This is a genomic window from Ruegeria sp. HKCCA4633, from assembly GCF_013034605.1.
In the GTDB taxonomy this organism is placed as follows: Bacteria; Pseudomonadota; Alphaproteobacteria; order Rhodobacterales; family Rhodobacteraceae; genus Ruegeria.
This window is the reverse complement of the sequence record NZ_WQGJ01000011.1, coordinates 68,992-81,526: the sequence shown is the minus strand read 5'-3', so window position 1 is coordinate 81,526 and position 12,535 is coordinate 68,992. Positions and strand designations below refer to the sequence as shown.

15 protein-coding genes are annotated in these 12,535 nt (G+C 57.7%); 6 read left to right on the top strand and 9 right to left on the bottom strand.

From position 1 onward, the window contains the following. Positions 1-214 precede the first annotated feature (214 nt). Positions 215-1,051 carry a hypothetical protein gene (locus GOV85_RS19705; RefSeq protein WP_171181409.1) on the top strand — a complete coding sequence of 279 codons (837 nt, stop codon included), beginning with the start codon at positions 215-217 and terminating at the stop codon, positions 1,049-1,051. Between the two features lie 54 nt (positions 1,052-1,105). Here GOV85_RS19705 and GOV85_RS19700 read toward each other — a convergent pair whose 3' ends face one another. The 3 genes from GOV85_RS19700 to GOV85_RS19690 form a co-directional block, all read right to left on the bottom strand. Beyond that, positions 1,106-1,993: a PhzF family phenazine biosynthesis protein gene (locus GOV85_RS19700; RefSeq protein WP_171181407.1), complete on the bottom strand. Its 888-nt coding sequence runs from the start codon at positions 1,991-1,993 to the stop codon at positions 1,106-1,108. Positions 1,994-2,093: 100 nt separating this feature from the next. Continuing rightward, positions 2,094-2,318: a DUF1150 family protein gene (locus GOV85_RS19695; protein ID WP_050604806.1), complete on the bottom strand. Its 225-nt coding sequence runs from the start codon at positions 2,316-2,318 to the stop codon at positions 2,094-2,096. Between the two features lie 5 nt (positions 2,319-2,323). Continuing rightward, complete coding sequence (locus GOV85_RS19690; RefSeq protein WP_058275530.1) at positions 2,324-2,737, bottom strand: Hsp20 family protein; 414 nt, start codon at positions 2,735-2,737, stop codon at positions 2,324-2,326. Positions 2,738-2,900: 163 nt separating this feature from the next. Between GOV85_RS19690 and GOV85_RS19685 the strand changes: the two genes are divergently transcribed. The 4 genes from GOV85_RS19685 to GOV85_RS19670 all read left to right on the top strand — a co-directional run bounded on the left by GOV85_RS19685 (position 2,901) and on the right by GOV85_RS19670 (position 5,508). Next, entirely contained in the window at positions 2,901-3,125 is a 225-nt protein-coding gene (locus GOV85_RS19685) for a YdcH family protein (protein ID WP_050604880.1), read from the top strand. A gap of 75 nt (positions 3,126-3,200) precedes the next feature. After that, positions 3,201-3,686 (top strand): 5-(carboxyamino)imidazole ribonucleotide mutase, encoded by a 486-nt coding sequence (gene purE, locus GOV85_RS19680; RefSeq protein ID WP_171181405.1) that lies wholly within the window; start codon positions 3,201-3,203, stop codon positions 3,684-3,686. Next, a complete protein-coding gene (locus GOV85_RS19675) occupies positions 3,683-4,438 on the top strand; it encodes an NAD(P)-binding domain-containing protein (RefSeq protein ID WP_171181403.1) in 756 nt (251 codons plus the stop codon). The genes purE and GOV85_RS19675 overlap by 4 nt, the downstream gene beginning before the upstream one ends. A gap of 2 nt (positions 4,439-4,440) precedes the next feature. Next, positions 4,441-5,508: a 5-(carboxyamino)imidazole ribonucleotide synthase gene (locus tag GOV85_RS19670; RefSeq protein ID WP_171181400.1), complete on the top strand. Its 1,068-nt coding sequence runs from the start codon at positions 4,441-4,443 to the stop codon at positions 5,506-5,508. 13 nt (positions 5,509-5,521) lie between these two features. Here the strand turns inward: GOV85_RS19670 and GOV85_RS19665 are convergent, their stop codons facing one another. The 6 genes from GOV85_RS19665 to GOV85_RS19640 form a co-directional block, all read right to left on the bottom strand. Further along, the gene (locus GOV85_RS19665) at positions 5,522-6,685 is read right to left on the bottom strand and encodes an alpha-D-ribose 1-methylphosphonate 5-triphosphate diphosphatase (RefSeq protein WP_171181398.1); all 1,164 of its coding nucleotides are present in this window, start codon (positions 6,683-6,685) and stop codon (positions 5,522-5,524) included. Then, a complete protein-coding gene (locus GOV85_RS19660) occupies positions 6,682-7,455 on the bottom strand; it encodes an alpha/beta fold hydrolase (RefSeq protein WP_171181396.1) in 774 nt (257 codons plus the stop codon). The genes GOV85_RS19665 and GOV85_RS19660 overlap by 4 nt, the downstream gene beginning before the upstream one ends. Before the next feature lie 38 nt (positions 7,456-7,493). Next, complete coding sequence (locus tag GOV85_RS19655; RefSeq protein WP_171181394.1) at positions 7,494-8,336, bottom strand: DMT family transporter; 843 nt, start codon at positions 8,334-8,336, stop codon at positions 7,494-7,496. A 176-nt stretch (positions 8,337-8,512) separates the two neighbouring features. Further along, positions 8,513-10,153: a chaperonin GroEL gene (gene groL, locus GOV85_RS19650; RefSeq protein WP_171181392.1), complete on the bottom strand. Its 1,641-nt coding sequence runs from the start codon at positions 10,151-10,153 to the stop codon at positions 8,513-8,515. Between the two features lie 54 nt (positions 10,154-10,207). Next, positions 10,208-10,495: a co-chaperone GroES gene (gene groES, locus GOV85_RS19645; RefSeq protein ID WP_170352338.1), complete on the bottom strand. Its 288-nt coding sequence runs from the start codon at positions 10,493-10,495 to the stop codon at positions 10,208-10,210. 152 nt (positions 10,496-10,647) lie between these two features. Further along, positions 10,648-11,322, bottom strand: a complete 675-nt coding sequence (locus GOV85_RS19640) for a DUF2161 domain-containing phosphodiesterase (RefSeq protein ID WP_171181389.1) — start codon at positions 11,320-11,322, stop codon at positions 10,648-10,650. Between the two features lie 124 nt (positions 11,323-11,446). Between GOV85_RS19640 and GOV85_RS19635 the strand changes: the two genes are divergently transcribed. Next, positions 11,447-12,427: a TraB/GumN family protein gene (locus GOV85_RS19635; protein ID WP_171181387.1), complete on the top strand. Its 981-nt coding sequence runs from the start codon at positions 11,447-11,449 to the stop codon at positions 12,425-12,427. The last annotated feature ends 108 nt before the right edge of the window (positions 12,428-12,535 follow it).

Here is a 12,535-nt window from a genome sequence, read left to right as displayed (position 1 = left end):
CTGAACTGAGCGTCGAAACCGAAAATGTCGAAGTCGACAACTGCGCTCATCAGGTTCTGTTGAAACTGGAAAGCATGGGCCTGATTGCCGCAAGCTGATGCCAACAAACAAAGATTTTTCGGCCTCCGGTTTTCGGGGGCCGTTTTTGTTTGCCCGATTGACAAGCGCTGGCCGGATTGGTGCGGTGCACACAGAAACAGGGTGAATTTCAGACATGCCACGCAGCTTGCCCATCATTTCCAGTTTCTGGTTCGGATCCGATCTGAGCTGGCTCGAGCAGCTGTGCATACAGTCATTTCTGGATCGGGGGCACGCGTTTATTCTGTATCTGCCCAACGAGGTGCAGGGCGTCCCCGCAGGTGCTCAAACGCGCCCTGCCAGCGAAATTTTCTGGCCTCCGTCCTATTCATTGCACCCAGATGACCGGCAGGGCGTGGCCGTGTTCTCTGATATCTTTCGATTGCACCTGATGCGAAAAAGCAAGGCCATCTGGGTCGATCTTGACGCCTATTGTGTAAAAGCCTTCGACTTTCGGTCCGATTGGGTGTTTGCGCATTCCAAAGCTTGTGACTTCCCTACCGGAGTTCTGCGCCTACCGAAGACCGCGCAGACACTTGCGTTGATGCTGGATTTCGTAATGTCAGCGAACCCTACCCAACCCTGGCGCGGACGACATGTCAGACGGCGCAGCCGGGAAAGGATTGCAAAGGGTGAAAGCTGGGGCATCGAAACTCTGCCCTGGGGCAGTTCAGGGCCCAAAGCCTTTACGCATTTCCTGCGCCAGACCGGCGAAGACCGTAACGCGATGGGGGCTGACTCTCTGTATCCTCTTGCCCCTGAGGAATTATGGAAACTGCACGATCCACGCATCACACCAAACGACATCGAAACGGAAGCCGTTCATTCGGTTCATATTTATGGACATCAGAAAAAACTGATAGCCAACAGGATGGCCGGGTTGCCTGCATCGGGGTCATATCTGGACAGGCTATGTGATCGACATGGAATTGACGCACAGGCCGCTCCGATCCTGCGGCTGGGATGGATGTAGCTTGCTGTGCAAGGAAACGGGGTTCCGGACAGGTGTCGATTAACGCTTGTTCATTTATTGCGCATCTGCCGGCAGATCGACCTGCCCGCGCATCAGGATATGTCCCTGACCAGCGACCCTTATCCCGGTCATCGCATCCGCCGGGCCGACGCGAGTAACGCGGGCTTGGCCAGGGCGGCCCATGTCGTGCCCCTGCTCCGCGACGAAACTGTCTTTGGCCATTAGTCCGTATTTCCACAAGTAAGCCGCCATGGCACCGGTTGCGGACCCGGTAAACGGGTCTTCGGGTGGGCTTGGAGGGGCCAGCAAAAGGCGCGAGAATGTATCCCCCGCATCGGTGGCTCCATCGAGCGTGACCAAGAAGGGTTCAGCCATGTCCGAGCCTGAAAACCCAGCGGCCTCAGCCACTTTTCTCAAGGGACCTTCAACCAGTTGAGCCGCGCGCAATGCCTTATGGTCGCGCAGGACGGTGATGCAAAAAGGCAATCCGGTCGACACCAGCTGCGGCGGAGAAATAATGGCATCGGCAGGCAGATTTACGGCAGAGGCCACCAGATCAGCAGGCACATGCGGGCCGAACTGCGGGGCGACCTGTGTCATCTCAATCTGCGCACCTTGCAGCCGGATGGAAACGATCCCTGCACCGGTTTCCAATGTCAGGCTATCGCCCTCGATCATCCCACGAGACCGCATGGCAGCGACGGTTGCGATGGTGGGGTGCCCCGCAAAGGGGATTTCCCGGCTGGCCAGAAAATACCGCACACGGATATCGGCCACGTCAGATGGCCCGGTAAACGTGCACTCGACCAGAGAGGTTTCGCGCACGTATGCCATGCAAACATGTTCAGAAAGATGCGCGCCGCCATGGACCACGGCGCATCCGTTGCCTCCAAAGGCGCGATCACTGAAGGCGTCGACCCAATCGAATTCGAACCAGCTCATGCGATAAATTCCTGACAACACGTTCCGGCGGATTTCGCCGGTGCCTATGTGTCGCGCGTGTCGCTGGGAATGTCACGCCCAAATCAGGCGTTGGGGCCGTTCAGTGAACGGCCACCGGGGACAGGTCGTGTTGACGGGCCAAGACAAAGGCCAGCTTGCGGTCGGCCACAAGCGCCAATTGCTGCCCATCGGAATCATGCACAGCGTAAAGCTGATCCAGATCCCCTGCCTGATCGCGCAAATCACGCGGCAGATCGGCAACCTCGACCGTTTTGACATAAACGATACGGTCGCCTTCGGTGTTGATTTCAATCGGTGTATTCATTGCTCTTACCCCTTCCGTATGTTGATGGTCTGAACCACGGTTTCCGGCACGGCGCGGGTCAGATCCACATGCAGCAGACCGTTTTCCATGATCGCTTCGCCCACTTCGACACCGTCAGCCAACACAAACATGCGCTGAAACTGGCGCGCCGCAATGCCGCGGTGCAGGAAGATACGCCCCTCGCTGTCGTCGCGTTGACGGCCCCGGATCACCAGTTGGCGATCCTCGATGGTGATCGACAGATCCTCTTCGGCGAACCCAGCAACCGCAAGAGTGATGCGATAGGAAAAGTCCGAGGTTTGTTCGATATTATAGGGCGGGTATCCTTCGTTGCCAGCCTTTGCAGACCGTTCCAGAAGGCGTTCCAGTTGCTCGAACCCCAAAAGATGCGGGTATGAGCCAAGAGTAAGTTTCGACACGTATTTTCGTCCTTTATTGTCAAAGCGACGTGGTGTGCGGCCCCTTTCCGGCAACCGCCTGTAATAGAATATGGGAAGAAACCAGGATGTCCACAAGGTCTGGCGCGATAACGTCTGACACACTATCTTGTTGGGCAAGCACCACAACAACCCCGAGTCGCCAATGAACGCGCCCACTGACCTTTCCATGAAAACTGATGAAGTTCTGCGGGTTGAGCTGGAAGTTTTCCGCCGTCAGCACCGCGATCTGGACGAAGCGATTGAAGCGCTGCATGACCGGGGAACTGCGGATCAGTTGACGTTACGACGGCTGAAAAAAGAGAAACTGCGTCTGAAAGACATCATCCGCATCATCGAAGACCGCCTGACCCCCGATATCATTGCCTGAACGCCCTGTATCGCATTGCCAGAGAACCGGATTTGGCTATAGTGCGCGCTCTTTCTGAGCGCGGGGACTAATCGGATGAGCGATGTGAAAGTGGGGATCATCATGGGCAGCCAGTCGGATTGGCCCACGATGAAGGAAGCCGCAAATATTCTGGATGAACTCGGCGTCGCTTACGAAGCGCGCATCGTATCAGCCCATCGCACTCCAGACCGGCTGTGGGAGTACGGCAGGACCGCCGTATCGCGTGGATTGCACGTGATCATCGCGGGCGCTGGCGGCGCTGCGCACCTGCCCGGCATGATGGCATCGAAAACGCGGGTGCCTGTGATTGGAGTTCCCGTACAGACACGTGCCCTGTCAGGCGTGGATTCGCTGTATTCCATCGTGCAAATGCCCAAGGGTTTTCCCGTTGCGACCATGGCAATCGGGTCCGCTGGAGGAGCCAACGCCGGTTTGATGGCAGCCGGCATTCTGGCTCTGCAAGACGAGGCTTTGGCAGAACGGCTGGACAGCTGGCGCGAGGCGTTGTCGGCTTCAATCCCTGAGGAACCGCAGGGATGAGCCGCATCGGTCTTATCGGCACGGGCCATATCGCAGCCCCAATCGCGCGGCTGATGGCTGCCAAAGGGCACGACATTTGCGTGACTGAGCGCAATACCGAAGTATCAGCCGCTTTGAAGGCCGAGTTGGGCGTGACGATTGCTGAACCCCAGGCAGTGCTCGACGCCTCGGACATCGTGTTCCTGTGCCTGCGCCCGCATATCGCGGCTGAGGTTCTGACCCCTCTAACCTTTCGCGCGGACCAGCAGATCGTTTCAGTCATGGCTGCGGTTTCCGCTGAGCAACTTGCTCGGCTTTGCGCACCGGCGGCAGATTTCGTGCAGACCATTCCTCTGGGCTTTCTGGAAACCGGAGGCTGCCCAATGGCTGCTTTTGGCAACGATCGGTTGTTGGCCGACCTTTTTGAGCCCGAGAACCCTGTGGTCAAGGTTGCGGACGAATCCGCGCTGAACGCACATTTCGCAATTTGCGCTATGGTTCCCGGCATTTTGGATCTGATGGCCACTGGTGCCAAGTGGCTAGGCGATGTAACTGGTGAAGCCGATAAGGCCGAGTTCTATACGACCCAGTTGATGTCGGGCTTCCTGGCAACGATGGAAAAAGGCAACGCAGGTCGGCTAGCGCAAGAGCGTGACGCTCTGGCGACAGAAGGCACATTGAGCTTGCAGATGACAGAAACCCTGAAGGATCAGGGCGCGCATGACGCGCTGCATTCGGCGTTGAGTGCAATTGGCAAACGTTTGGAGAGTTGAAGATGGCAGAAATGCTTGCCCAAGGCGCGGTGATCGGAATTCTGGGGGGCGGTCAACTGGGCCGGATGCTGTCAGTGGCGGCGTCAAGGCTGGGCTTTGTCACACATATCTATGAACCGGGCAAAAACCCACCCGCCGGGCAAGTCGCGGATCGTGTCACGACGGCAGCTTATGACGACATCGATGCCTTGAAAGCATTTGCCGACGCGGTGGATGTGATCACCTATGAGTTCGAAAACATCCCGACCGAGGCGCTGGACATTCTGGAAGCCCACCGCCCGATCCGCCCGGGGCGCGAAGCGCTGCGGGTCAGCCAGGATCGTTTGACCGAGAAGAATTTCCTGCAAGACCTGGGCCTGAAAACGGCCCCGTTTGCGGATGTTTCCAATCTGGACAGCCTGAGTACGGCAATCGAAGAAATCGGGACACCGGCCATCCTGAAAACCCGCCGCTTTGGCTATGACGGAAGGGGGCAGGCGCGGTTGCGCAGCCCCGAGGACGCCGAGGCTGCTTTGGCCGACATGGCGGGCGCGCCTGCTATTCTGGAAGGGTTCGTGGACTTCTCACACGAGGTGTCGATCATTGCAGCACGAGGGTTGGACGGCCAGGTGGCCTGTTTCGATCCGGGCGAAAACGTACATCGCGACGGTATCCTGCACACCACCACGATCCCTGCCCGCCTGTCCCCTGCCCAGCGCACAGATGCAATCCTGCTGGCGGCCAACATCCTGAATGCGTTGGAGTATGTGGGTGTCATGGGGGTAGAACTGTTCGTCACGCCCGCTGGTTTGATAGTGAACGAGATTGCACCGCGCGTGCACAACTCGGGCCACTGGACGCAGAACGGCTGTGCTGTTGATCAGTTCGAGCAGCATATTCGCGCCGTGGCAGGCTGGCCTTTGGGCGACGGGCAGCGCCATTCGGATGTGGTGATGGAGAATCTGATCGGCAACGACATGGATCGTGTGCCCGAATTGGCCCGTGAACGGGATGTCGCGCTTCATCTATACGGCAAAGCCGAGGTCAAAGCAGGACGCAAGATGGGGCATTTCAACAGGATCAAGCGATAAAGCAGTACTTTATTTACGGCCTCGTTCCGTTCAAAAAGCGTGCCGCAATGTCCCCTGACATATGGCTGACACGCCCACCTGCCATGGTCGCTGCGACCCGGTGGGTGGCTGCATCGAGAATGACCAAATCGGCGCGTTTTCCGGGGGCAAGTGTGCCCCGGTCTGTCAGATTCAGCACTTTTGCGGGCCCACAAGAAATCCGGTTCCAAGCGCCTTCGAAATCAAGCAGGCCGGTATTGGCCAGCATCAGCGCCGCCCGGCGCGGGCTGGGGTAGTGGTAGTCCGACGCCAACGCATCGCAGAGCCCCATAGCGATCAACTCAACCGCACTGGCGTTTCCTTTATGCGATCCACCCCGCACCACGTTGGGTGAACCAAGGATGATGTGATCCCCGGCAGAACGCGCTGCCTCGGCAGCCTCCAGCGTTTCCGGGAACTCGGCAATGCCGACGCCTCGGGCGCGCCACCATGCCCTTGCTTCAGCGGTTGCGTCATCATGGCTGCCCAGACGTATCCCCATATCTATAAGGTCAGCACTCAGTGCTTCGACCGCAGCGGGCACTTCGTTCCTGCGGGCGTGCATGTTGAGCAACATTTCAAAATGTGCATCCGGATTGCGCCCAGCCTTCAACGCCTGCCCCGTTAGTCGCGGCGGCTTCTTGCCCTGCGCCAATCGATCATGCGGCAGGTGATCATTGAACACCACATAAGGCACCTGCCATTCGGCGATGCGACCGGCAAGGCCCGCATAGTCGTCAAGCATATTGGTTTCGAACCGCAATTGCGGGATCAGATCGGTGACTGTACTGTCTTTCACGGCGGAAATGGCCTTAAACACCTGCGCGGCAAAGTCCGGACCTCGCACACCGCCTTCCCAGCTGTAGAATTGAGCCAGCACTGCGGTGGTGATGCCGTTTGCCGCAAGCTCGGCTTCGACCGACAGAATACCTTCATTCATCTGCTTCATCGCACCGCGACGCGGGGCGATATGGCGTTCGAAACCGTCCCCATGCAGGTCGATGATGCCAGGCAAGACAAGATAGCCGGACAGATCAACACTGCGTCCGGCCGGTTCCACCTGCACCACACCGTCAGCAATGGTCAGGTCAGCGCGAGACACGCCCTGGCCCGGCAACAGAACATCTGCGCCGGTTAAAGTCAGCTCCAATGCGGTCATCGTGTGGACTCCGAATCCGGGTCTTGGCAGTCCTGCCCAATGCAGATCTCGTCAATTATGTCCATCACACCATCGAGCCAAGTGATCTGCGGATCGAACCGGCCGAATTCGATAAAATGTAGCGCCTGCGCCATGACCTGAGGGTTGTTCATCATGAAGGTATGGGTGACGGGCAGGACCAGATGATCGGCCATACCCTCCACCTTGGTGCTTTCAACCGAAACCTTGCCATCATCGGGCCCGTCGATCAGCGAGGAAAAAACCAGGTTGAGGGACTCATCCCCCGCAATGACCCCCAGCTCGAAATCTACCGGAGGCAGACGGCGCGGAATACCTTCAGGGCCTGTACTCAACTGCAGACCGGCTGGACCGTTCAGATATCCGAATACCTCCCACGCGCTGAGCTCGTCGACCAGCTGACTGCCCTGGTTCGGCGGGCCGAGCATGACGGCGCGACCCATGTTGGCGGGATGATGATCCTTTAGCCAATACCGCAGCAGGATGCCGCCCATGGAGTGCGCCACGACATTGACCTTGTCCTCCCCGCACGAGGCAAAAGCACCCGGCAGAGTCTGTTCAGCCAATTCCGGAATGCCAATCTCGGTCGAGGGGTATCCGGGGCGCACAACGGTGTAGCCGTGTGCCTCGAACAACTCCTCCATCACCACAAACGAGGCTTCGGTCCGGGCAAGTCCGTGCAGTAGGACCACGCATTTCGCGCTGACGGAAAACGGGAAAAGGCATAAAAGTAAAGCGGTCAGAAGTCTCATGTCCGCCAGATAAAGCCTATGAGCCGATGATGAAAGCCCTAGCTCTGTTGACGTCGCAGCACAGCCAGCGCGATACCGCCCAGAACCAGCGAGGCACCAACGATCAGTCGGGCGTTTGCACTTTCGCCCAAAAGCACAACACCTCCCAGGATCGCAATGACAGGCACGCTGAGTTGAACAACCGCCGCAACTGTTGGCGCAAGGTTTGGTAGCACGCGATACCATAGGGCATATCCCAAACCAGACGTGATGCACCCCGAGACAGCCGCCAGCAGATAGCCCAATCCAGTCATCTGCCATTCTGCCCCCGTGACCAGCAGGGCCAAAGTGGTGACAGGCAAGGCGATGACGAAATTCGCAGCCGTGCCCTGCAGGGCGTCAGGCTCGGATCGCCCGGCCAAGGAGTAAGCGGCCCAGCCGATACCGGCCGCGACCATCAAAGCAGTGCCCACCGGATCAACCCGCACGGTTCCCGAAGGCCAAAGCACACAGGCCAGCCCCCCTAAAGCGATGGCCGCCCCTGCCAGTTGCTGACGGGTGGGAAGCGTTCCCGAGGCAGCGGTAAACGCAAACATTGTGATCTGCACAACTGCAAACAGCACCAAAGCCCCCAGCCCTGCATCAAGTGTCAGATAGGCAATGGAAAACCCTATCATATACACCGAGAGCGACCCCGCACCAATGAGCCGCCGGCGGTTGCGCAAAGGCACATCTCCGCCGCGCGCCAACACCAGCGCAGTCAAGACCAGCGCCCCCGCAAGCACCCGCACAATCGCAAACCCGGCTGGATCACTGGCACCACTGTCGATTGCCATCCTGTTCAGAATGGAATTCGCTGCAAAGGCGCACATGGTCAGGGCAGTCAGAAAAATAAGTCGCATGGAACCCGCATATCCGGTTGCAAGCTATATGGACACTCACAATCCTTGGACATGCGGCCCGATCTTCATGTTTTTGCAAATACTCCGGCCAGAGGCATAGCCGCAAAGCGGCTGTCGGCAAAAAAACGGGGCCGCCCGAAGGCGACCCCAAAAACAAGCGCTATGGCTTAAGCAGCTTACATCATGCCGCCCATGCCGCCCATGTCGGGCATGCCGCCTGCAGCAGGTGCGTCTTTCTGAGGCTTGTCAGCAACCATAGCTTCGGTGGTGACCAGCAGGCCAGCAACCGATGCCGCATCTTCCAGAGCGGTACGAACAACTTTGGCCGGGTCGATGACACCGAACGAGAACATGTCGCCATATTCTTCGGTCTGCGCGTTGAAGCCGAATGCTGCATCCGAAGATTCACGGACTTTGCCTGCAACAACCGCACCGTCAACACCTGCGTTCTCGGCGATCTGGCGCAGCGGAGCTTCGATCGCTTTGCGAACGATGTTGATGCCCGCGCTCTGATCAGCGTTTCCGCCTTCCAGCGATTCCAGTGCTTTACCGGCCTGAACCAGAGCAACACCACCGCCTACAACAACGCCTTCCTGCACAGCAGCACGGGTCGCGTTCAGAGCGTCGTCCACACGGTCCTTACGCTCTTTCACTTCAACCTCGGTCATGCCGCCGACGCGGATAACAGCAACACCGCCTGCCAGTTTGGCAACGCGCTCTTGCAGCTTCTCACGGTCGTAATCCGACGAAGTTTCTTCGATCTGAGTACGGATCTGGCCAACGCGGGCTTCGATCTCGGCTTTCTCGCCAGCACCGTCGACGATGGTAGTTTCGTCTTTGGTGATTTCGATCTTCTTCGCGGTGCCCAGCATGTCCATGGTAACGGACTCGAGCTTCATGCCCAGATCTTCGCTGATGACCTGACCGCCGGTCAGGATCGCGATGTCCTGCAGCATGGCCTTGCGGCGATCGCCGAAGCCCGGTGCTTTGACAGCAGCAATTTTCAGGCCGCCGCGCAGTTTGTTGACAACCAGAGTTGCCAGCGCTTCGCCTTCAACGTCTTCCGCGATGATCAGCAGCGGCTTCTGCGACTGGATCACCTGCTCGAGCAGCGGAACCATCGGCTGCAGCGAAGACAGTTTCTTTTCGTGCAGCAGGATCATGCAGTCATCGAGTTCTGCAATCATCTTGTCTGCGTTGGTGACGAAGTAAGGCGACAGGTAGCCACGGTCGAACTGCATACCTTCGACAACATCGGTCTCGGTTTCCAGACCTTTGTTTTCTTCGACGGTGATAACGCCTTCGTTGCCAACCTTCTGCATCGCATCTGCGATCTGCTGGCCAATCTCGGCTTCGCCGTTGGCCGAGATGGTGCCAACCTGAGCAACTTCGGCTGAGTCTTTGACTTCACGCGAAGCCGACTTGATGCCTTCAACAACCTTGGCAGTTGCCAGGTCGATGCCGCGCTTCAGGTCCATCGGGTTCAGGCCCGCTGCAACCTGCTTCAGACCTTCTCGAACGATTGCCTGCGCCAGAACGGTTGCGGTGGTGGTGCCGTCACCGGCTTCGTCGTTGGTGCGGCTGGCGACTTCTTTCACCATCTGCGCACCCATGTTTTCGAACTTGTCTTCCAGTTCGATTTCCTTGGCAACCGAAACACCGTCTTTGGTGATGCGCGGCGCGCCGAAGGATTTGTCCAGAACCACGTTGCGGCCTTTGGGGCCGAGGGTCACTTTAACAGCATCGGCCAGGATGTTTACGCCTGCCAGCATGCGGTTACGGGCATCGGTGTCGAATTTGACGTCCTTTGCAGCCATGTCGTTTCTCCTTGAGAAATAAGTTTGTAATGAAGATCAGAGGAAGCTTGTCGCTTACTCGATGATCCCCATGATGTCGCTTTCTTTCATCATCAGCAGTTCTTCGCCGTCGACCTGAACCTCGGTGCCCGACCATTTGCCGAACAGGATCTTGTCGCCAGCTTTGACCGCCATCGCGATCAGTTCGCCGCTGTCCTTGCGCGCGCCTTCGCCGGTTGCGACAACTTCGCCTTCGCTGGGCTTTTCTTTTGCGCTGTCAGGAATGATCAGGCCGCCTGCGGTTTTCTCTTCGCTTTCGGTACGGCGAACCAGCACACGGTCATGAAGCGGTTTCAATGCCATCTTTGTAGCTCCTTGGGCTCAAAGTTTATCTATCCTCCCCTCGCCCTCAGGCGAGGCGTTAGCACTCGGAGTGTGTGAGTGATAACGACGCATAGCTAGGGAGTCTAAAACCCCGAGTCAACAAGTTGTGAGGGATTTTTTCGCAGCTCGGATCAGTTTGTCTGTTCCCAGCTGTAGGCCCAGTGCTTCAATCCTTCAGACCCCTGAGCCGTAAGCCCGTAGACACCTTTTTCAACCTTCTCGAACCACCCGTAGTGGTTTTCGCGCATGAGCCGCGTGGCCACCGACACACCAACCGATTTGGCAACCTCTGCCCCCTTTGTAGGTCCATATTCGGCCAAATAGGCCGCACATTTCAGGGCATCCTGCCGATAGGCAGTCACAATCCCATGCCGCGTGGCCCCGCCCGCGTTCGGGTCCCCTTCCAGCCGGTCGAATTCCCGCAGCAGCCGTGTGGCTTTGGATTTGTTCTTTCGCGGCGCATAGGGGCCGGGATCGCATTGCACTTCGACCGTTTCATCAGCCCGTACTGTGATAAGACCCAGGCCCAAGCGACGGCACAGCGCCAGATTATCTTTAAGCGCCCGTCGCGCGCTTCGACCCGTGGGCTTGCTGACCGCGATATAGACCTGATCGGTCAGTTTCAGCCGTGTAATAGCCTGGTGGAACAGCGACAGCGTGAACCGTAGTTTAAGTTCGACAATAACGGGATCTTCACCCTCGCGCACCGCAACGACATCAGCCGCCCCGACCTCGCCCTTGACGGTATATCCCTGACGCTCCAACAGCGCTTTGATCGGAGGATAGAGGTCCTGTTCACGGGTCATGGGTTTATGCTACGCAAACTGCCGTGGAATGCCAGCCCATACCTCAGCCGATGCGATGGAACTTGAAACATCCCGCCCACCGGTACACTGTTTCCGAAACACTGATTTCAAAGGAATTCCACCTATGCGCCTGCTTTTTTTCATCGTTGGCCTTTTGTTACCTGCCGTGGCGCAGGCAGGCTGCGAAGGGCGCGACCTGAGAGGGGACTTGTCGCCTGAGGTTCAAGCCAAGGCGCAAGACGAACTGGCAGGTATTCTGTATCCAGAAGGCAATCATTGGGTTGCGACCAAAGATGACGCCGTTCTGCACCTCGTGGGCACAATGCACCTGAATTACCCGCAGATGGATGCGATCGTCGAGCGCCTGACGCCCAAGCTAATTCAGGCCGACGCGTTTTATTTTGAAATCCGACAGGATGAGATGGAAGCTTGGGAAAAGAAACTGGCCGCTGACCCAAGCCCGGTCCTGATAACTTCGGGCCCCACACTTGTCGATCTGATCCCAGAAAAAGACTGGAACACTCTTACTGCGGCGATGGCCGAACGCGGGATTCCCAGTTGGATGGGCGCCAAGATGCGCCCCTGGTTTCTGAGTATGACTTTGGCTCTGCCGACCTGCATTGTTCAGAACCCTGACGGAACCAATGGGCTGGACGCACGTCTGGCGAAGTTGGCTACGGACCACGGTATCCCGCAATATTCATTGGAAAGTGTCGAAGACCTTATGGCCATGTTCGACGCTTACCCGATCGAAGAACAGGCGCAATCGCTCGCGCGGATGGCCGGAACCTTTCAAAACACCGAAGACCAGATCGCCACCATGGCCAGCTCATACTTTGATGAAAAACACGCCGAGGTTTTTGTCCTTGGCCGTATTCTGGGGCAAGAGCTGTCGGGCCTGTCTGCCGCAGAGTTCGAGGCCGAGTGGGCAGACTTCGAACAGCAGCTCTTGATCGAACGAAATGCCAATTGGATGGCACAAATTCTCGAAATCCAGGATCAGATAGCTGTCATTGCGGTTGGGGCTGGTCACTTCAGCGATGACCACGGCCTGCTGAACCAGTTAGAGCAGTCTGGGTACACTCTGAAGCGGGCGGAATTCTGAGCAGGTAGGCATATTGCAGACTAAGCGTCGCAGACAGTGTACTGCGGCGTGACAACCGGGTTTGCCCGACCTATAAGGCCCGCAAATTTTCATTCCGCAGGACGCTGA